Origin of the sequence: Bradyrhizobium sp. USDA 327 (assembly GCF_041262065.1) — a bacterium.
Classification (GTDB): domain Bacteria; phylum Pseudomonadota; class Alphaproteobacteria; order Rhizobiales; family Xanthobacteraceae; genus Bradyrhizobium; species Bradyrhizobium liaoningense.
In genome coordinates this window covers 1,323,257-1,343,355 of the sequence record NZ_JBGCCW010000001.1, presented here as the reverse complement: position 1 = coordinate 1,343,355, position 20,099 = coordinate 1,323,257, and the positions used below count along the sequence as shown (strand labels likewise).

Sequence of the window (20,099 nt, the reverse complement as noted above, 5' to 3'; positions counted from 1 at the left end):
CTTTCCTTTGATTACAGCGCCGCGAGCACGGCCTTCGTGATATCCGCCGTGCCGTTGCTGCCGCCGAACTCCATCGGCTTGATGCCGCCGGCATAGACCTGGTCCACCGCGCGCTCGATGGTCTCGCCCGCCTCGGCCGCGCTCTCGATGCCGTGCTTGTCGGCGAGCCAGTCCAGCATCATCGCGGCCGACAGGATCATGCCGGTCGGATTGGCCTTGCCCTGCCCCATGATGTCGGGCGCGGTGCCGTGGCACGGCTGGAACACCGCATACTTGTCGCCGATGTCGGCCGAGGGCGCCATGCCGAGGCCGCCGATCAGGCTGGCGGTGATGTCGGAGACGATGTCGCCGAACATGTTCTCCATCACCATCACGTCGAAGTCCCAGGGACGCTTCACCAGCATCGCCGAGCAGGCATCGACATAGAGGCGGTCGGTCTTCACCTCGGGATGCTTCTTGGCGATCTCGTCGAAGATGCCGCGGAAGAAGGCAAACGCCTTGAACACGTTCGCCTTGTCGACGCAGGTGAGCATTCCCGGCTTGCCGCGGGCCTTGCGCCGCTCGGCCAGGCGAAACGAGAACTCGAACAGGCGCTCGGACGTCTTGCGGGTGATCACCATGGTCTCGCGCGCGTCCTCATGGGTGACGACGCCCTTGCCCATCGAGGCGAACAGGCCTTCGGTCGATTCCCTGATGACGACGAGATCGATGCCACGCTGGTCGGCGCCGACGATCGGGCTCGGCACGCCCGGAATGAGGCGCGCCGGACGCACGCCGGCATAGAGATCGAAGATGAACCGCAGCTCGATCTGCGGCGCGATTTCGGTGTTGTCAGGGTAGCGCACCGACGGCAGCCCGCAGGCCCCGAGCAGAATCGCATCCGCCTCCTCGCACAGCTTGATCGTGGTGTCAGGCATCGATTTGCCGGTTGCGAGATAATGGTTCGCGCCGGCCGGCGCGTCGGTGAAGCGGAAGCGCAGGCCGGATTTCTCGCCGACCTTGCGCAGCACCTCAAGCGCCGGCGCCATGACTTCGGGACCGATGCCGTCACCGGCGAGCACGGCAATGTGGAAGGCGTTGTTTGCGGACATGGGATTCCTACTCTCTCCACCGTCATGCCCGGGCTTGACCCGGGCATCCACGTCTCGATGCTGTCTCTGTGGCCAGACGTGGATGGCCGGGTCAAGCCCGGCCATGACGACAAACCAACGATGAAATTACGGCGTCAGCACCGTGCGTCCGACCACCGCGCCCTGCTGCAACTGCACCAGCGCGTCATTGGCCTTGGCGAGCGGCTGCCGCGTCACCGGGATCGGCGGCACCTTCTTGGTTCGCACGAGCTCCAGCAGTTCCTGCGTCTCGCGCAGATTGCCGACATAGCTGCCCTGGATCGTCACGGCCTTGATCGGAATCAGCGGCAGCGCCCAGGTCGCACCGCCGCCGAACAGGCCGACGATGACGAGCTTGCCACCCTTGGTCAGGCAGTCGAAGCCGAGCTGCGTCGTGGCGGCGTTGCCGACAAGGTCGATCACGGCGCGAATGGGGCCGCCCGCTTTCTTGGCAAGCTGCTCCAGCGCGTCCGGCGCCTTGGGATCGACGGTCGCCAGCGCGCCGGCCTTCTCGGCGGCCTCACGCTTCTTCGCGTCGATATCGACCATGATCGCGCCCTTGCCACCCATGGCCTTCAGCAGCGACAGCGCCATCAGGCCGAGGCCGCCGGCGCCGAACATCACGATCGGCGTGTCGAAATGCTGCTCGACCTTCTTCAGTGCGCTGTAGGTGGTGACGCCCGAGCAGGCATAGGGCGCGGTCGTCGCGGGATCGAGCCCCCGGAGGTTGAGCAGGTAGCGCGGATGCGGCACCAGCATGTGGTCGGCATAGCCGCCGTCGCAATAGACGCCGAGCGAGCGCGGCGTCAGGCACATGTTCTCGTCGCCGGCCAGGCACGTGGCGCATTTGCCGCAGCCGATCCAGGGATAGACCAGGCCGACATCGCCGACCTTCAGATCGCCCTGGTCGGTCGGCTTCACGTCGGGACCGAAGGCGAGGACTTCCCCGACGGTCTCGTGGCCCATCGTGAGCGGCAGGTTGATGCCGCGGTCCTTCAGTGACAACGGCTTGCGGCCATGGCCGAGATCGTAGCCGCCTTCCCAGATGTGGAGATCGCTGTGGCAAACGCCGGCCGCCTTCACCTTGATCAGCACCTGCGTGCCCGATGGCTGCGGCGTCGCCTCGTCGACCTCCTTCAGCGGCGCCTTGAAATCGGCAACCTTGAAACTCTTCATTGGCGTCCTCCCGGAATGCTTCTCGTTCGCGGCGCAGCATGCCATGGCCGGCGCAACGAGACAAACCCGGGAGCGGTCTTAGTTCAGGCCAGCGGATGATGGCAAGCGGCGAACTGGCCGGGTGCGATCTCGCGCAACTCCGGTATCTCCGCGCTGCATCGCTGATCGGCCCGCGGGCAGCGGGTGCGGAAGCGGCAGCCGGACGGCGGCGCAATCGGTGATGGCGGCTCGCCGGTCGCCACGCTCTCGGCGGGACGAACGTCCGGATCTGGCACCGGGATCGCCTGCAGCAACAGGCCGGTGTAGGGATGCGCCGGACTTGCGAACAATTGCTCTGACGGCCCGACCTCGCAGAGCCGGCCGAGATACATCACCGCGACGCGATCGCTGACCGCTTTGACCACCGCGAGGTCGTGTGCGATGAACAGCAGCGTCAGACCGAAGCGCGCCTTCATCTCCTCGAGCAGGTTGAGGATCTGCGCGCGGATGGAAACGTCGAGCGCCGAGACCGGCTCGTCGCAGACGATGAACTCCGGGTTGAGCACCAGCGCTCGCGCGATGCAGATGCGCTGGCACTGACCGCCGGAGAATTCGTGCGGCAGACGGCCCGCCACAATATCGGGATCGAGCCCGACCGCGGAGAGCACTTCGTGAACCCGCCGCTTGCGCTCGGCAGCATCCTTGACGCCGGCGATGATCAGCGGCTCGGCCACGATATCGCCGATGCGACGGCGCGGATTGAGCGAGGCGATCGGGTCCTGGAAGATGAGCTGCACGCGGCGGCGCATCCTGCGCAGCGCCTCGCCCTCCATGGCCGTGAGGTCCTCACCGTCGAACAGCACGCGACCAGATTTGGCGCGGCGCAACTGCAGCACCGCGCGTCCCAGCGTCGACTTGCCGCAGCCGGATTCGCCGACCAAGCCCAGCGTCTCGCCGCGTGCGACCTTGAGGCTGACACCGGAGACGGCGTGCACCGTCTTGTTGCCGAGACCATATTCGACGACGAGATTGTCGACATTCAGAAGCGGTTCGGGGCGCACGGCAAGCTGCATCATGCGCCGATCCTTTCCGTCATTCGGATCGGATGGAAGCAGGCATAGAGGTGCCCGGGCATCTCGGCACTCTTCAGCTCGGGCTTGACCTCACGGCAGCGCTCCCCGACATAGCGGCAGCGCGGCGCAAAGGAGCAGCCTTTCATCGGCCGTGTCGGATCGGGCGGGCGGCCGGAGATGGCAGGCAGCGGCGTATGCGGCGCGGTCTCCAGCTTCGGGATCGCGGCCAGCAGCGCCTCGGTGTAGGGCATGTGCATGCGCTTGAACAAGGCCTGTGTCGGCGCACGCTCCACCACCCGGCCCGCATACATCACGGCGACCTCGTCGGCACGGCCGGCTACGACACCGAGATCGTGGGTGATGATGATCATGGCCATGTGCCGGCGGCGCTGCTCGCGCGCCAGCAGATCGAGAATCTGCGCCTGGATGGTGACGTCGAGCGCGGTGGTGGGCTCGTCCGCGATCAGCAGCTTCGGCTCGCAGGACAATGCGATCGCGATGGCGATGCGCTGGCGCATGCCGCCGGAACATTGGTGCGGATATTGCGCAAGCCGCTGCTCCGGCGCGGGAATGCCGACGGCCGCGAGCAGCTCGATGCTGCGCTTGCGCGCCGCCGGCGCATCCAGCTCGAGATGCTCCTGGATCGTCTCCATCAACTGCGTGCCGATGGTCAGCACCGGATTGAGCGAGGTCATTGGGTCCTGGAAGACGACCGCGAGATCGCGCCCGCGCAGGCGACGCAGTCTTTCAGGCGCGAGCCGCACCAGGTCCTGACCATCGAACATCACGCGCCCCGTCAGCTTCGCCTTCTTCGGCAGCAGCTGAAGCACCGCGCGCGACAGCATGGTCTTGCCGCAGCCGGACTCGCCGACGATTCCGAGCGTGCGGCCGGCCTCCAGCGACAGATCGACATGATCCACCGCGCGCAAATTGCCGCGCGGGGTCGGCAGCTCGACCGCGACGTCCTCGATCGTCAGCAGCGGCGCGTTCACAGCGCCCCCTGACGCGGATCGGTCAGTGCCCGCAAGGTATCGCCGACGAGGTTGAACGCCAGCACGGTCACAAACAGGGCCGCGGCCGGCAGGAAGGCGAGCCGCGGCGCGATGTCGAGACTCTCGCGGCCCTCCCCGATCATGCTGCCCCAGCTCGCCATCGGCGGCGGCACGCCGAGACCGAGGAAGGACAGCGCGCCCTCGACCACGATGGTGACGGCGACGCCGAGCAGGAAGAAGGCGAGCAGCGGCAGGATCACGTTCGGCAGCAGCTCGCGGAGCAGGATGCGCGCGTGGCTGGCGCCGAGCGCTTCGGCGGCGATCACGAACTCGCGCCGCGCCAGGGTCAGCGTCGCCGCGCGCGCCACCCGCATGAAGGCGGGAATGCCGAGCACGCCAAGGATCAAGGTGAGATTGGGAATGGACTGGCCGAGATAGGCCGTCACGGCGAGCGCGAAGATCAGCGGCGGAAAGGCGAGCAGCACGTCCATGCTGCCGACCACCAGCGTCTCGAACCTGCCGCGGAAATAGCCGGCCAGCAGCCCGAGCGCACCACCGACAATGAGGCCGATCATCGGCGCAATCAGCCCCACCGTTAGCGACACCCGCGCACCAAAGATCAGGCGGGCGAGCTCGTCGCGGCCGAGCCCGTCGGTGCCGAGCCAGTGCTCCCCAGAGAACGCGGCGCGGCGCTCCAGCATGTCCATGTCGGTCGGGTTCTGCAGCGGCAGCACCGGCGCGAGGATTGCGAGCGCAAGAATGATCGCGACCCAGCCGCTCGCGAGCCAGAACAGGAAGCCGAGCTTGCGCCTGCCGCGAACGGGCGCGGACGCTGCCTCGTCCTGAATTGACAGCTCAAGCGTGGCCATGGCGGATCCTCGGGTCGAGCACGGCGTAGAGCATGTCGACGATGAAATTGACGATGACGAAGCCGCAGGCGACCAGCAGCACCACGCCCTGGAGGATGACGAGGTCGCGGGTGTAGATCGCGCCGACCAGCAGCCGGCCGATGCCGGGCAGCGCGAAGATCGATTCCACGATCAGCGTGCCGCCGAGCAGGCGGCCGATATTGATGCCTGTCACCGTCACCAGGGTCAGCGACGAAGGCTTGAGCGCATGCACGAACAGGATGCGGGATGGCTTGAGGCCCTTTGCTTTCGCGAGCGCGATATAATCCTCCTGCAAGGTCGCGATCATGTCGGAGCGCAGCACCCGCATGATGCCCGGCCATTCCGCGAGCGCGAGTGTCAGGGCCGGCAGCACGAAGAAGCGCAAGTTCGCAAGCGGCTCCTCGGTGAACGGCACATAGCCGGTCGCCGGCAGCCAGTGCAGCTCGACCGCGAACAGATAGATCAGCAGGATCGCGGTGAGAAAAGAAGGCATCGACAGCATGGCGAAGGCGCTTCCGGTCATGAAGCGGTCGAAGGGGCCGCCGGCGCGCGCGGCGCAGGCGATCGCAACGGGAACGCCGATCAGGAGCCCGATGAATTCGGCCATCAGCATCAGTTGAAGCGAGACCGGGATGCGCTCGGCGACTGCCTGCAACACCGTCTGCCCGGTGCGGAACGAACGTCCGAGATCGCCCTGCAACACGTGGCCGAGCCAGCTCAGGTAACGCCACCACAGCGGCTGATCCAGCCCCATGTCACGCCGCAGCGCCGCGACATTCTCCGGCGTCGCCTGGTCGCCGAGGATGACGAAGGCGAGATCGCCCGGCAGCAGCGAGGCGATCAGGAAGGTGAGCAGCGAGACGGCTAGCAGAACCGGCAGGATGGCAAGGAGCCGCCGCGCGACGAAGTTCAGCATCGCGTGGTCATTCCAGCCAGGTGTTCGAGACGTCGATCACACCGTTGTAGATTTTCGGAAAGCCCTTCAGCTTGGCGCTCGACAGCGCGTAATAGGTGTTCTGGAAGGTCCAGAACCAGATCGCCTCCTTGTTGATCAGGCGGCTGATGGCGCAGTAATCCTCGGTACGCTGGCCGAGGTCGGCAGTGACGCGTGCGTGGTCCAGAAGCTTGTCGAGCTCGGGATTCGAGAAGCCGGAGAGTGCCAGCGGGCTGCCGCTGCGGAAGTTCGCGTACATCTGCGGATCGGGATCGGCGAGATCGACGATGCGCCACGGCGTCAGCTGGAACTGCCGCGTGAAGGCGCGTGACGGAATGGTGGCCTGGTCCACCTGCTCGATCTCCATGTTGGCGCCGACGCGCTTCCAGAATTGCTGGAGCACCTGGCCGACCATGCGGCCGCGGGGCGTCGCAGTCACCAGCATCTTGAACTCGACCGGCTTGCCATAATCCTTGATCAGCGCCTTGGCCTTCTCGACGTCGAACGGCAGCGCGCCGTCGTCCTTGCACTTGACCCAGGAGCCGTCGCCGTAAGGATTGCTCGCGGGCCGGCTGAGGCCGTTGCTGATCGCCTGCGACATCTTGGGACGATCGATCGCCATCACCAGCGCCTGGCGCACGCGGACATCGTCGAACGGCGCAACCTTGGTGTTGAAGGCGTAGACCTGCGCGCCCGAGCCCTTGTAGGTGTGCACGGTGAGCTTGGGGTCCTTCTGCGCCTTCATGATGTTGTCGGCATCGTTCTCGTCGTCCCAGATGATGTCGGCCTCGCCCGATTGCAGCGAGGCGAAGCGCGATTGCGCGTCAGGCAGCGGCTTCAGGATGATGCGGTCGAGATAGGGACGGCTCTTGTCCCAGTAGTTGGGATTCTTCTCCAGCACCATGCGGTCGCCGGCAGTCCATGATTTCAGGATGTAGGGACCGGTGCCGACGGGATTGCGATTGTAGTCGTCACCCTTGGTCTTCCAGGCGGTCGGAGAATGCACCGCATTGTTCTGGCTCTGGATGGTGATCACCGCCGGCAGGTTCACGGAGGGGTCGGTGAGTTTGTAGACGACGGTATACTCGTCCGGCGCCAGCACCTCCTTGACGTTGGTGATGTAGAAGGCGCAGCGGCACTTGTTGGCGGGGTCCTTCTGCCGGTCGAAGTTCTCCTTGAAGGCTTGCGCATTGAACGGCGTGCCGTCGTGGAATTTCACGCCCTGGCGCAGCTTGAAGGTCCAGCTCTTGTAGTCGTCGGAATGGGTCCATGACACCGCCAGTTTTGGTGCGGCCTCGCCCTTGTCGTCGAGCGTGGTCAGCGTGTCGAAGATCGCGGCCGCCGCGGTGAAGGTCGAGGTGTCGTAGACACCGACCTTGAGGGGATCGAAGCCCGGGATATCCAGCTCCTGGCCGACCGTGATGCTGCCGCCCGGCTTCTGCGCCTGGGCGGGCCCGGCCAGTGCAAACGCCGCAACGAGGAAAATCGGCACGTGCTTGCGCACTGCGGCAGCAATGTTCGTCATGGTTCCTCCCGGGATCCCTCGTCCGATGTTTCGGATCGCTGAACGACTTGAGGGCGAGATTGGCGACAAATGCTCGCCACGGCAAGAGGAACACACAGGAGTTCAAACGCCGCATGCGGCGGCGATGTTGCTCAATATGTCTTGGCTGTTTTGCCTGGCGGAATTGGCGCATCGCCTGCGAGGCCGATCTCGTCGCGCAGCGCATCCGTGTGCTCGCCAAGCGCAGCCATCGTCTTGCCCGGTGTGGTATCGGCGCCGGACATCCGGAACGGGAGATTGAGCACCCGGAACGAGCCACCCTCGTCCCGCACCTCGGAGAGCGCCTGCCGATGCGCGAGCTGCGGATCGGCCAGCGCCTCGGACACGGTGCGATAGGCCGAGGCCGGCACGCCGGCAGCACCAAGCGCGAGGAGGCATGCATCGGTCGTGAGCTGACGCGACCAGACTTCGACGCCATCCATCAAATCCGCCCAGTTCTCGCGGCGCGCGGCGTAGGTGGCGAATCGTGGATCGGAGATCCATTCGGGGCGTCCGATCACGCCCATCAATCCCTGAAACGTCTTCTCGCTGGCGACCGTGATCATGACATAGCCATTGCCCGTTTCGGTCGGGCCGAACATCGGGCGCGGCGGCGGCTTCACCGCGAATTGCGCGCTCTGCAGTTCGATCACGGTCAAGGTCAGCATCGATTCCAGCATGGAGACGTCGATGTGCTGGCCAAGCCCGGTGACCGTGCGCTGATAGAGCGCCGAGGCAATCGCGCCGAAGCCGTAGATGCCGGTGACGACGTCGGCATGGTAGATGCCGCAATAATCGGGACGGCTGCGGCCTGGCTGGTAGGCCAGATGCGCCATGTCGTAACCGGAAGCCGCATGGATCACGGGAGCGTAGGCCGGCAGTTCGGCCGAGGGGCCGGTCTGGCCGTAGCCGGAGATCGAGCAGTAGATCAGCCTCGGGTTGACCTGATACAGCCTGTCGTAGTCGAGCCGCAGCCGGTGCATCACGCCAGGGCGGAAATTCTCCACCAGAATGTCGGCCGTCGCGGCCAGCCGGCTCACCGCCTCCCTGCCGTCCTCGGACTTGAGGTCGAGGACCACGCTCTTCTTGCCGACATTGAGCTGGCCGAACACGGTGCTGCACCCCTTGCGCAGCGGCGGCCGAGTCCGCATCGTCTCTCCGCCGTCGGTCTCGATCTTGATGACCTCGGCGCCCATGTCGGCGAGCATCCGCGTGCAATGGGGGCCGGCGATGGTGGTCGAGAAGTCCAGGACCCGCAAGCCCGCCATGACTTTTGTCAACGTCCCCTCATGCTTATCTGATAGCTGCATGTCTGCTCACGCCTTGGGTCTCGTAGGAACCAACGAAGTGCTTTGTTGTTGATGCGGCGACCCTAGAGGGCGGCGGCCGAGTAGGAAAGTGTTTACCGGACGGACGCGTCGCGTGGGCGGGCTTGGGAATTCCAGGACAACTGGACCCGTTCTTGCATAGCAGCAAGCGGGATCGGAAGAGGGCAGCTGTTCTTGAGGGTCTTGTTCGTCACCACAGAGTTGGACGACTTCGTCCGCGTTGGCGGACTGGGCGCCGTTTCCGCCGCCCTTCCCCGTGCGCTTCGCTCCTTCGCCGATATCCGGATCATGCTGCCCGGCTATCGCGACATCATCGAGCAACTCACGCATATTCAGATCGTTGGCCGCTGCCCTGCATTCGCGGAGATGCCGGCCTGCTCGCTCGGCCGGGCCGCGACCAAGGACGGCCTGCCGGTCTATGTGCTGTTGTGCTCACAGCTCTACGACCGGCCCGGCAATCCCTACGGCGACGAGTCCGGACGCGACTGGCCCGACAACGACATCCGCTTCGCGCGCTTTGCCTCGGCGGCGGCTGAGCTCGCCATGGGCAAGCTGGACAAGAATTGGGCAGCAGATCTGATCCATGCCAATGACTGGCAGGCCTCGCTCGTACCGGCGTACCTTGCCTGGCGCGGCGCCAAGCTGCCGTCGATCCTGACCATTCATAACCTCGCTTATCAGGGCCTCTTCCCGAAGGACTCGCTGCGGCGGATCGGCGCACCGGAGAGCTCCTTCCACATCGACGGCGTCGAGTTCTACGATCAGGTCTCCTTCCTCAAGGCCGGGCTGGTCTACGCCTCGCACCTCACCACCGTCAGCGGCACCTATGCGCGGGAAATCACCACGGCCGAATTCGGCTGCGGCCTGGAAGGCCTGCTTCGCATCCGCTCCGATGCGGCCGAGCTCACCGGCATTCTCAACGGCATCGACGAGAGCTGGGATCCGCGCTCCTGCGCCCAGCTCGCCCAGCAGTTCGGCGCCGGCGACTGGGCCGGCAAGAAGGCCAACGCGGATTACGTGCGCAAGCAGTTCGGGCTTGCGGTCTCGCGCGGCCCGATGTTCGGCATCGTCGCGCGGCTCGTGCACCAGAAGGGCATCGACCTCGTGCTGTCGGCGGCGGACGAGATCGTCGACGCCGGCGGACAGATCGTGGTCACCGGCTCCGGCGAGCCGGCGCTCGAGCAGGCCCTGATCGACGCGCATCGCCGCCGCCCCGACGCCATCGGCGTCGCGATCGGCTTCAACGACGCCCAAGCTCGCCGCATCTTCGCCGGCAGCGACTTCACGCTGATGCCGTCGCGCTTCGAGCCGTGCGGCCTCAGCCAGATGTATGCCCAGCGTTTCGGCTCGCTGCCGATCGGGCACCAGACCGGCGGCCTCGCCGAGACCATCACCGACGGCGAGACCGGATTCCTGTTCTCGAGGCCCTCGCGCGAATCTTTCCTCGGCGGCGTCCGCCGGGCCTTCTCGGCCTTCATGGCGCAGGACCAGCTCGATACCATGCGCCGCAGCGCCATGGGACGATCGTTCTCCTGGAGCATCTCGGCCGGCAGCTACAGCGCACTGTACCGGAAGCTGGCGTCGGTGTGAGGCGCCGCTGTCATTCCGGGGCGCGCCGCCTGGCGCGAGCCCGGAATCCATCGTGCGGCCGGAATGCTCTGAGAAATGGATTCCGGGCTCGCGCTCCGCGCGCCCCGGAATGACCGAGGAATGACGGCGGGCCGTGAACTGCACGGATAACCGACTTCCAAGACCCTACTTCCCGCGTACGTCCATCTGCGGCCGTCCGATCCAGGCGCGATTGAGACAGCGGGTCATCCAGTCGGGCTGCGTCTCGCCCCGCAGCCGCGCCTGCGCCTCCTGGTAGGGGCCGACATAGCGCAGCCTGTCAGGCAATTTCGGATAGACGCGCCTGATCCATCGCAGGGCATTGTCGGCGGATCGGATCTCCCGCTCGTCAAGCTCGAAACCAAAGCCGGCGCGCAAGCGCTCGGGCAGCATCCTCGCCGTGAGCGCGCGATACCATGGCGGTGGCCGCAACCACGGACGCGCGCCCGTAAAGATCTGCGTGGCGATCTCGCGTGCCGCCGTGCTGACGGTCAGCGTGTCCGACTGCGCCATCGCCGCGGTGTAGTCGGCGAAGCCGGCCCAGTCCGCGGGCAGTTCATTCCCCGTCAGGCCGAACAGGGCACCGAACATCCGGCTCTCGGCCCAGTAGCGCTCGCGCTCTTCCGCCGAGAGCGGTGCCAGAACGAGGTCATGCGCCATCAACGCGGTCTCGACCAGCGTGGCGTGGACCCAGCGCAGCGACGGAACGTCATTGGCGCAGTAGCGCGAGCCTGCCGCGAACGGGCCGACGGTCTCGGGCATCTCGCCGACGATCATGCCATGACGCCGGTGCAGCTGCCGCGACGCCAACAGCGCCCGGTCGAGCGAGCCGAACACCATGGCGAAGACGATGTCGAAGGTGCGATGGAAGCGGCCGATCGGATCGGCAAAGGTGTTGGAATGCTCGGCGATGGCGGCTGCGACCCAGGGATGGGCGAGCTGCAGCAACAACGCGCGGCCGGCGCCGAGGAAGATCACGGCCTCACGGTCGATCCGCCAGGTGACGGAGTTCGGGCCGAACACGCCCGCAACCGGGCCCGCGGCGTGAGCGCGGACCTGTTCGAGGGACAGTTCCAGATCTTTCCCGGAAACCAATTGCGAGAACTTTCGACTGCGGGCCAACACCGACGATCCGCAAGGCCTGTGGCAATTCGATGAAGAGGGACGCCGCCCCTACTCCGCCGCCATCGGCATCTCGTCCATATGCTCGTGCAGCACCACGCCGGCGAGCGGATCGAATTCGCCGATCCAGGGCTTGCGCGCCAGCACCGCCTTCGTATGAGCATAGCCAGCATGCCACCGCCGCGTGATCCCGGACGGACTGAAATCGATGTCCTTGGTATGGGTCTCGCGCTCGAGCTGCGGCGCCAGCAGCCGCACCACATGCATGCGGGTCGGACAGCCGTAGCTCGTCAGCTCGCGCACGGCGGGGTCGTTGCGCTCGTTCTCGGGCAGCCGCGCCGCAAGCTGGTTGATCACGTGGCGCAGGCGATGGGCCTGCTGCTGTCGCACGATCTGGCTCGCGATGCGGCTGGAATATTGCACGTCCTTGTGCCGGTTCAGCACCTCCGCCATCGTGGTCGGCTCGGGCCCGACGGGATTCCACAGATGCACGGAGAAGATCAGCGAATCCCTGCGGGGATTGTCGTCGAACACCGCTTCCGTCGGCGTGTTCGACAGGATGCCGCCGTCCCAATAGAGCTCACCGTCGATGCGCACGGCCGGGAAAGCTGGCGGCAGCGCGCCCGAAGCCATCACATGCTTCACCGTCAGCTCGCCGTCGCGGCTGTCGAAATAGCGCATCTCGCTGGTGCCGACATGAGCCGCACCGACCGTCAGGCGCGGCGCGCAGCGATTGGCCAGGTCGAAATCGACGAGCTCGCTCAGCGTCTGCTCCAGCGGAGCGGTCGAATAATAGCTCGCGTGATCGGCACCCAGTGGATAGGAATCTCCGGCATGCGCCAGCGGATTGGGGCGGAAGAAGCCTGGAATGCCGTGGGTGACGGTCGACCAATAGGCCAGCTTTTCGTTGAAGCCGGGAAATCCGGCACGCCAGTCCCAGACCGGCTGCTGCTCCATCCGCTTCCAGAACTCCCTCAAGCGCGCGAGCCGTTGCGCCGGCGCGTTGCCCGCGATCAGGCTCGCATTGATGGCGCCGATCGAGGTGCCGATCACCCAGTCCGGCTCTATGCCGGCCTCGTGCAGCGCCTGGTAGACGCCCGCCTGGTACGAGCCGAGCGCGCCGCCGCCCTGGAGCACCAGCACGACCTGACCTGGGATGTCCGCACCTGTGCCCTTGATGCCGTTCATGCTACGCTCCTGGTGAGCCTGCACCGGTCGAATTTCGTCGGACGCGGCGGTGTTGTTACGCGCGATCTTAAAAGATCCCGGGGCCTTTTGGAATGCCGGTTGGCTTCCGAGTCCATACGTCCGCGCTATCGCGCCGAGCATGTCATTTCCCGCCCCGATCGGCTAGATTTGAAGCTGATCCTGCTGGGAGCCGATCCATGGAAATGCACCAGGTCCGCTATTTCCTCGCGGTGGCGCAGCTCTTGAATTTCACGCGCGCGGCCGAGGAGTGCAACGTCACGCAGCCGTCGCTGACGCGCGCGATCAAGCAGCTCGAGGCCGAGCTCGGCGGCGACCTGTTCCGCCGCGAACGGCCGGCGGCGCAATTGACCGAGCTCGGTCAACGCATGCATCCGCTTCTGAAGCAGTGCTATGACGCCGCCGCCGGCGCACGTTCGCTGGCCTCCTCGTTCAAAAGCGGCGAGATCGGTGCGCTCCGCATTGCGCTGACGCATTCGATCGACCTCGCCTTGCTCATTCCGCATCTCAACGAGATCAAGCGGCAGTTCAACCGGCTCGAATTCCGCTTCCTGCGCGGCTCGAACCGGGAGGTCGGCGATTTCCTGAAGAAGGGCGAAGCTGAGCTCGGCATCGCCGCGGAAATCGACGAGGCCTGGGACCGGCTCGACGTATGGCCGCTGTTCACCGAGAATTTCGAGCTCGTGGTCGGCGACGGACACCGGCTGGCCGGCCGCGCCAGCATCGATCTGGACGATTTGCGATCCGAGCAGCTGCTGAGCCGCACCTTCTGCGAGCACGCGCGCAGCATTTCCGCGAGCCTGCGCGAACACGGCATCGACATCGAGCATGGCCATGAGGTCTCGAACGAGCGCGATCTGATTGAGCTGGTCGAGGCCGACATGGGCGTCGCCATGGTGCCGCACACCTCGCCCGTGCCTGAGCGGCTGACGCGCGCCGCGGTCGCAGGGCTGGACGCCCGCCGTACCGTCAACCTTTATGGGGTCGCGGGCCGGCAACGCACGGCCGTAGGCAATGCCGTGATGCGCATGCTGCGCGGCGCCGATTGGCGGGAGATCGCGGGGTAGCGCGGACGCTGCTTTCCCTTTTCCTCTCGTAGGCGAGAAGGAAGAAAGTGCGCGCCTCAGCGCTCCCGGCTCGCGCTCTCCAGCGCTTCGATCAGATCGTCGATCTCCATGCGCTTGCGGAAATCTGGATCGACGAAGCGGGCTTTCACGATGCCGTCGCGGCCGACGACGAACACGGCCGGGATCGGCAGCATCCAGCCGTCATTGCCGTGGAATTTCGCCATGTCCTGATAGGACAACAGTTGCTGAACCTCGGTGCCGAGCCAGATCGCGAGATTGAGTGACAGCGCGTAGCCGTTGTCGAGATCGGTCAGGATCGGAAACGGCGCGCCGGATTCGGCCTTGAGCTGCCCGGTATATTCCTGCGTCTCCGGCATGATCGCCACGACCTGTGCCCCCATCGCCTTGATGCGGTCCAGCGCCTGGACTACGGCGCGGACATTGAGCCGGCAATAGGGACACCAATGGCCGCGGAAGAACATCACGGCGAGCGGACCGCGCGCCAGCAGCGCGGGCAGCGCGACGAGACGCCCGCCCTCGTCGGGCAGCATGAACGGCGGCATTGCATCGCCCGGGCGCGGCGCCGTCGCGCCGCCGCCGTTTCCGTCCAATCGCGCCACCAGGCGATCGACCGCCTCGCCATAGGCCGGGAAGACCTTGCGGCTGGCATCGGCATAGGCGCGGAGCTGCTCATTCAGCGTGCCGTCCATGTCGCGGCAGCGCTGGAAGGCGAGCCTGAGCTGTTCGGCGTCGGCTGGCGACAGAGACGTCATCTTTCTGCTCCGGCATTCCTGGGGCGAATACTAGTTTCCCGGTTCGGCCGCCCGCAAGGGGCGGCCGCGATGCCGGGATCGGTTCAGTTCACGTAGAAGTTGCCGGTGGGATCGAGCCGCCCCGAGGCAGAGTACAGCGTGCCGTTGTCCATGAAGAAGACCGTGTTTTCGGGGACCTTCTTCGCGTGCTTCATCATGGCCTCGTGGTTCTTCTCGGCCGGCGCCATCGCCATCGCCGACATCTTGCCGGGCCCGCCATAGACATAGGCCATGCCGGCCTTGAAATCCCAGGCAGCCTCCGAGAGGGCCGATGTGGCGATGACCGCAAACGCGGCGGTGGCGATCAGGGTCTTGGACAGTCTTGTCATGGGATTGCTCCTCCGGATTGACGTGAACGCCCGCCAATCGGGCGCTTTGCCATCGAACAGCGGAAGCTGCGCAAGCGGAAATGCCGATCCACAATCAGTTCGATAGCCGCCGCCTATCGGCATAGCGCCGGGCTATTGCACCGAGAGCGAAAGGGCATTTCAGGACGAGCCGTGGCTCGAAGAAACTCCTGCCGCAGCCGGCGACCAGCGAGGTTGCGGCCAACACAGGAGACCTCCCCATGTTCACGAGCCACGCTCTGTCGCGCCTGACCTGGCCAGGCCTTGCAATCGTCGGCGCGCTGATCCTCTCGGCGCAGCCGGCATTCGCCGGCGAATGCCCGGCCGGCAAGATCAAGCCGAACGCGCAGCAGATGGTCGACCACAAAGCCGTCGGCGTTACCGACGTCACGCTCGGGGCGATCGATCTCGGCAAGCAGCCGGCGCATATCGAGGGCCGCGAGCTGCGCTTCCGCAAGCTGACCATCGCGCCCGGCGGCATCGTGCCCTGGCACAGCCATGACGACCGCCCCGCCCTGATCTTCGTGCAGCAGGGCGAGATCGTCGAATACGCCTCCAACTGCGTCGATCCGATCGTGCACAAGGCCGGCGACATCCGCCCCGAAGTCTACGGCACCTCGCATTGGTGGAAAAATCTCGGCAAGGACACCGTCATTCTCTACGTCGGCGACGTCCGCAAGGATCCCAACGACCATCACATGTGACGAGCACCGAGTGTGCCGTCGTTCCGGGGCGCGGAGCGAACCCGGAACCTCGAGATTCCGGGTCTGGTGCTCCGGCCCGCGCTGTGCGCGTCCCGTCCGCACCAGCCCGGAATGACCACTATCGTTGGAGGAGAAGCCATCTCAATGACCGATCTTTCCGCTCCCATCAAACAGGACGCGATGACGACCGGAGCGCATTCCCCCGGTCTCGCGCGTCGCTCGCTCGTGATCGGCCTCACCGCCTTCCTGACCGTCGTCGATCTCTTCGCGACGCAGGCGATCCTGCCCTCGTTGACGCGGCACTACGGCGTCACCCCTGCAGCGATGGGCTTTGCCGTCAATGCCAGCACCTTCGGCATGGCGGTCGCCGGTCTCGTCGTCGGCTTCTTCAGCCCGCATATCGACCGGCGGACCGGCATCCTGCTCAGCCTGACGCTTCTTGCGATTCCCACCAGCCTGCTGGCGTCCGCGTCCGATCTTGTCGTCTTCACCGCCTTGCGGGTCGCGCAGGGCCTGTGCATGGCGTCCGCTTTCGCACTCACCCTCGCCCATCTCGGCGAGCAATGCAGCGCCACGGATGCCGGCAGCGCGTTTGCCGCCTACATCACGGGCAATGTCGCCAGCAATCTCGTCGGCCGGGTGGTCTCGGCGGCGGTTGCCGATGGCCTTGGCCTTGCCTGGAACTTCTATTTCTTCGCGGGGCTCAATCTTGCCGGCGCGTTGCTGGTCTATTTCACCATCCAGCGCGTGCGGCCGATGCATGCGATGATGCCGGCGGCTTCGCCCTTCTCCGCCACCATCGCACATTGGCGCGATCGGCGGCTGCGCGCCGCTTTCGGCATCGGCTTCTGCATCCTGTTCGCGTTCATCGGCACCTTCACCTTCGTCAATTTCGTTCTGGTCCGGCCGCCGCTGTCGCTCGGCATGATGGATCTGGGCCTCGTCTATTTGGTTTTTCCTGCCGTCCGTCGTCACGACGCTGCTGGCCGGCAAGGCGGTCGGGCGGCTGGGAACGCGGCCCACGATCTGGAGCGCGCTCGCTGTCGCCGGGCTGGGCCTGCCCTTGATGCTGGCGCCGCATCTGGGCGCGGTGCTCGCCGGCATGGTTCTGGTCGGCGCCGGCACATTCTTCGCGCAGGCCGCCGCGACGGGCTTCGTCGGACAGGCCGCAACCGACAACCGCGGCATCGCCAGCGGGACCTACCTTGCGTGTTATTTCTGCGGCGGGCTCGTCGGCACGGCCGTGCTCGGCCCACTGTTCGATGCTCTCGGCTGGCAGGCCTGCGTCGCCGGTGTGGGCGTGGCGCTCGCGCTGGCGGCCTTGTCGAGCTTCGCCCTGAAACCCTAGCGTTTGACCGGGGCCTCCTGCGGCGGCTCGTCGTCGGCGATGGCGCGCCACGCGGCACCGTCGAGATCGTCGTACTGGCCACTCCTGAGCGACCAGAGGAAAGCGACGAGACCGGCACCTCCGAGCATCAAAGCCAGCGGCACCAGGATGACGAGGATCTCCATCACACGATCTCCCGCGAGGCGCTGCGGGCACGCAGCGAATTCAGCATGACCAGGATCGAGGATCCGCTCATGGCCGCTGCCGCGATCAGGGGCGTCACGACACCGCTGATCGCGACCGGAACGGCAAGCACATTATAGCCGATCGCAAGCCAGAGGTTCTGCCGCATCAGGTGCAACGCCTTGCGCGAAGCATCGATCGCGGCGACCACGGGGGCGAGCGGCCGGCCGAGGAAGACGAGATCGGCGGTGGCCTGGCTGAGATGCGCGGCCGAGATCGGCGACATCGACACATGGGCGGCCGCCAATGACGGCGCATCGTTCATGCCGTCGCCGACCATCAGCACCTTGGCGCCGCGCTGCTTCAGCTCCTCGATCCGCGCGATCTTGTCGGCCGGCGTGACGCCGGCGCGCCACTCGGGAATGGCGAGCGCATGCGCCGCCGCCTTCACCGCCGGCTCGCGGTCGCCGGACAGGATCTCGATGCCGATGTTGCGCGCTTTCAGGGCCGCGATCACGGCCTGCGCATCCGGGCGCAGGCCCTGGCGAACCGAGAGGACGAATTTGTCGCTGCCCTTGCTGAAGGCGACGACGGAGGCTTCGGGATCGAGCGTGGCGCCGCCGACCAGCGCCTCGGCACCGCAGTAGGACGGACGGCCGAGGCGAAGCTCGACGCCGTCCACGGTCGCGCGGACGCCCTGCCCGGGTTCCTCGACCGCGCCGACGATCGGAGACTTCGCATCGGCAGCCTGAGCGACGGCGGCGGCGACCGGATGATGGCTCGACAGCGCGAGCCGGCCGGCGAGCTCGAAGATGTCGGCGGGGATGTCGGCCGCATTCATCACTTCGAGATCGGGCAGCGTCAGCGTGCCAGTCTTGTCGAAGATGACATGGTCGGCTTCTGCCAGCCGCTCGATCGCGTCGCCGGAATTCAGCAGCACCCCGGACTTGAACATCGCGCCGGAGGCGATCGTCTGCACGGTCGGAATGGCAAGGCCCAGCGCACAGGGGCAGGTAATGATGAGGACGGCAACGCCGGTGACGATCGCGTCATGCCAGCTCGCGCCGGCGATGACCCAGCCGAGGATGGTCAGAAGCGCGGTCGCATGCACCACCGGCGCGTACAGCCGCGAGGCGCGGTCGGCGAGCCGCATGTAGCGCGAGCGCGCCTGCAGCGCATTGTCCAACAGCCGCGTGATCTCGGCGAGCAGCGTCGCCTCCGAGGCCGCCGAGACCCGCACCCGCAGCGTGCCCGAGATGTTCATCGATCCCGCATAGACCGGCGTGCCCTGCTCCGCCGTGACATAGAGCGTCTCGCCGGTGATCAGGCTCTGGTCGATCTCGGAACGCCCCTCGATCACGGTGCCGTCGACCGCGCAGCGCTCACCGGGCCGCAGCAGCACGATGTCGCCGGGGTGGATGGCTGCCACCGGCACTTGCGAGATTTCGCCGGGACCCACGAACTTCGCAGCCGTCTCCGCTTTCAGCGCCGCGAGATTGCCGGCGACCGCGCGGGTCCGCCGCCGCATGTTCTGGTCGAGGAAGCGGCCGACCAGCAGGAAGGTCAGCAGCATGATCGCGGCGTCGAAATAGGCGTGCTCGGCGTGATTGATGGTCTCGACCACGGACATGCCGAGCGCCAGGATCACGCCGATGGAAATCGGCACGTCCATGTTGGTGGTCTTGGCGGACAGCGCGCGCCAGGCGGAGCGGAAGAACGGCTGGCCGGCATAGGCCGCCGCCGGCAGCGCGATCAGCGCCGAGAGCCAGTGGAAGAAGTCGCGCTGCTCGGGCAGCATGTCCGAGACGTTGCCCGACCACACCGGGATCGACAGCATCATCACGTTCATGGTGGCGAATGCCGCGACGCCGAGGCACCGCAGCAGGAAGCGCGATTCGGCGACCTCGGCCTCCTCCGCGCTTTCGGTCTCGAACGGATAGGCCTTGTAGCCGAGCTCCTCGAGGCGATCGATGAAACGGCCGGGATCGAGCGTGCCCGCCTTCCATTCCAGCGCGACGCGGCGGTCGGTGAGGTTCACGCGTGCCAGCGTGACGTCGGGGATGGCGGACAGGCCGCGTTCGATCTTGGCCATGCACCCGGCGCAGTGAACGCCTTCGACCGCGAGATCGATGTGCTGGATGCCCTCGCCCGCGCTTCGGACGAAATGCGAGAAATCCCGCGTGACGTGCATGACGAAGTCCTTCAGTTCAGGATCACGCGGTTGCGCGACAGGAACACGCGTGTTCCCCGCGCCTCGCCCTCGATCACCAGGTCCCATTGGCCCGCCGCGACGGACGCGGCGCTGCCGCGATAAAGACCGATGCCGGATTCGGTGAGCTCGACGGCGAGATCGGCACGCTTGTCGGTCGGCCGCTCCAGCCGGCCGCCGAACTTGAGCCCGGAGATCGGCTGGCCGCCGGCATCGCGGGCCTCGACCTGGACCGAGGCGCCGCCGTCGCTGCGGCGCTCGATATGGGCGTTGACCTTCCATTTGCGCGCGGCCTGGTCCTGCGCCGCCGAGATCTCGCGGTCATAGACGAGGCCCGCGGCGTAGGGGCTGTCGACGTCGGTGCCGGGCAGCGTCGCGATCGCGAGCTTCATCATGGTCCCGTTGACTCCGATCACGACGCCGAAGAAAGCGACCAGCATCAGCAAGACCTTGGTTCCGGTCAGAGGCTTGGAAGCCATGGCAGTCTCCT

General features: G+C 66.2%; 18 protein-coding genes and 1 pseudogene. 4 read left to right on the top strand and 15 right to left on the bottom strand.

Annotation, left to right across the window (positions count from 1 at the left end; translation table 11 throughout):
* Nucleotides 1–11: 11 nt before the first annotated feature.
* The 8 genes from ABIA42_RS06125 to ABIA42_RS06090 all read right to left on the bottom strand — a co-directional run bounded on the left by ABIA42_RS06125 (nt 12) and on the right by ABIA42_RS06090 (nt 9,006).
* Nucleotides 12–1,091 carry an isocitrate/isopropylmalate dehydrogenase family protein gene (locus tag ABIA42_RS06125; protein WP_370114894.1) on the bottom strand — a complete coding sequence of 360 codons (1,080 nt, stop codon included), beginning with the start codon at nt 1,089–1,091 and terminating at the stop codon, nt 12–14.
* 126 nt (nt 1,092–1,217) lie between these two features.
* The gene (locus tag ABIA42_RS06120) at nt 1,218–2,285 is read right to left on the bottom strand and encodes an alcohol dehydrogenase (RefSeq protein ID WP_370114896.1); all 1,068 of its coding nucleotides are present in this window, start codon (nt 2,283–2,285) and stop codon (nt 1,218–1,220) included.
* Between the two features lie 83 nt (nt 2,286–2,368).
* Entirely contained in the window at nt 2,369–3,340 is a 972-nt protein-coding gene (locus tag ABIA42_RS06115; RefSeq protein ID WP_370114897.1) for an ABC transporter ATP-binding protein, read from the bottom strand.
* Nucleotides 3,337–4,329 (bottom strand): ABC transporter ATP-binding protein, encoded by a 993-nt coding sequence (locus ABIA42_RS06110; RefSeq protein ID WP_370114899.1) that lies wholly within the window; start codon nt 4,327–4,329, stop codon nt 3,337–3,339. The genes ABIA42_RS06115 and ABIA42_RS06110 overlap by 4 nt, the downstream gene beginning before the upstream one ends.
* Nucleotides 4,326–5,198, bottom strand: a complete 873-nt coding sequence (locus ABIA42_RS06105; RefSeq protein WP_271530023.1) for an ABC transporter permease — start codon at nt 5,196–5,198, stop codon at nt 4,326–4,328. The genes ABIA42_RS06110 and ABIA42_RS06105 overlap by 4 nt, the downstream gene beginning before the upstream one ends.
* Nucleotides 5,185–6,135 carry an ABC transporter permease gene (locus ABIA42_RS06100; RefSeq protein ID WP_370114901.1) on the bottom strand — a complete coding sequence of 317 codons (951 nt, stop codon included), beginning with the start codon at nt 6,133–6,135 and terminating at the stop codon, nt 5,185–5,187. Before ABIA42_RS06100 ends, ABIA42_RS06105 begins: the two co-directional genes overlap by 14 nt.
* Before the next feature lie 7 nt (nt 6,136–6,142).
* Nucleotides 6,143–7,678, bottom strand: a complete 1,536-nt coding sequence (locus ABIA42_RS06095; RefSeq protein ID WP_370114903.1) for an ABC transporter substrate-binding protein — start codon at nt 7,676–7,678, stop codon at nt 6,143–6,145.
* Between the two features lie 131 nt (nt 7,679–7,809).
* The gene (locus ABIA42_RS06090; protein ID WP_370114905.1) at nt 7,810–9,006 is read right to left on the bottom strand and encodes a CaiB/BaiF CoA transferase family protein; all 1,197 of its coding nucleotides are present in this window, start codon (nt 9,004–9,006) and stop codon (nt 7,810–7,812) included.
* 192 nt (nt 9,007–9,198) lie between these two features.
* Here ABIA42_RS06090 and glgA point away from each other — a divergent pair, with 192 nt between their 5' ends.
* Nucleotides 9,199–10,614 carry a glycogen synthase GlgA gene (glgA, locus tag ABIA42_RS06085; RefSeq protein WP_271530027.1) on the top strand — a complete coding sequence of 472 codons (1,416 nt, stop codon included), beginning with the start codon at nt 9,199–9,201 and terminating at the stop codon, nt 10,612–10,614.
* A gap of 165 nt (nt 10,615–10,779) precedes the next feature.
* Here glgA and ABIA42_RS06080 read toward each other — a convergent pair whose 3' ends face one another.
* Nucleotides 10,780–11,727, bottom strand: coding sequence for an oxygenase MpaB family protein (locus ABIA42_RS06080; protein WP_370123627.1), 948 nt, complete (start codon nt 11,725–11,727; stop codon nt 10,780–10,782).
* A 78-nt stretch (nt 11,728–11,805) separates the two neighbouring features.
* A complete protein-coding gene (locus tag ABIA42_RS06075) occupies nt 11,806–12,942 on the bottom strand; it encodes a DUF3734 domain-containing protein (protein WP_370114907.1) in 1,137 nt (378 codons plus the stop codon).
* Between the two features lie 197 nt (nt 12,943–13,139).
* Here ABIA42_RS06075 and ABIA42_RS06070 point away from each other — a divergent pair, with 197 nt between their 5' ends.
* Nucleotides 13,140–14,027 (top strand): LysR family transcriptional regulator, encoded by an 888-nt coding sequence (locus tag ABIA42_RS06070; protein WP_370114909.1) that lies wholly within the window; start codon nt 13,140–13,142, stop codon nt 14,025–14,027.
* Between the two features lie 56 nt (nt 14,028–14,083).
* Here ABIA42_RS06070 and ABIA42_RS06065 read toward each other — a convergent pair whose 3' ends face one another.
* Nucleotides 14,084–14,800, bottom strand: a complete 717-nt coding sequence (locus tag ABIA42_RS06065) for a peroxiredoxin-like family protein (RefSeq protein ID WP_370114911.1) — start codon at nt 14,798–14,800, stop codon at nt 14,084–14,086.
* Between the two features lie 83 nt (nt 14,801–14,883).
* Nucleotides 14,884–15,168 (bottom strand): hypothetical protein, encoded by a 285-nt coding sequence (locus ABIA42_RS06060; RefSeq protein WP_194388896.1) that lies wholly within the window; start codon nt 15,166–15,168, stop codon nt 14,884–14,886.
* Nucleotides 15,169–15,407: 239 nt separating this feature from the next.
* On the opposite strand from ABIA42_RS06060, the gene ABIA42_RS06055 reads away from it, so the two are divergent.
* On the top strand, nt 15,408–15,890 hold the full coding sequence (locus ABIA42_RS06055; protein ID WP_370114913.1) for a cupin: 483 nt from the start codon (nt 15,408–15,410) through the stop codon (nt 15,888–15,890).
* 144 nt (nt 15,891–16,034) lie between these two features.
* A pseudogene (locus tag ABIA42_RS06050) lies at nt 16,035–17,238 on the top strand (MFS transporter).
* Here ABIA42_RS06050 and ccoS read toward each other — a convergent pair.
* From ccoS to ABIA42_RS06035, 3 genes are read right to left on the bottom strand one after another with little or no spacing between them, the layout of a single operon-like run.
* Nucleotides 17,235–17,402, bottom strand: coding sequence for a cbb3-type cytochrome oxidase assembly protein CcoS (gene ccoS / locus ABIA42_RS06045; RefSeq protein ID WP_008138466.1), 168 nt, complete (start codon nt 17,400–17,402; stop codon nt 17,235–17,237). The pseudogene ABIA42_RS06050 and the gene ccoS sit on opposite strands and share 4 nt — an antisense overlap.
* Nucleotides 17,402–19,591 (bottom strand): cation-translocating P-type ATPase, encoded by a 2,190-nt coding sequence (locus tag ABIA42_RS06040; protein WP_271530034.1) that lies wholly within the window; start codon nt 19,589–19,591, stop codon nt 17,402–17,404. The genes ccoS and ABIA42_RS06040 overlap by 1 nt, the downstream gene beginning before the upstream one ends.
* Nucleotides 19,592–19,602: 11 nt before the next feature.
* Nucleotides 19,603–20,088, bottom strand: coding sequence for a FixH family protein (locus ABIA42_RS06035; RefSeq protein ID WP_271530035.1), 486 nt, complete (start codon nt 20,086–20,088; stop codon nt 19,603–19,605).
* Between the last annotated feature and the right edge of the window lie 11 nt (nt 20,089–20,099).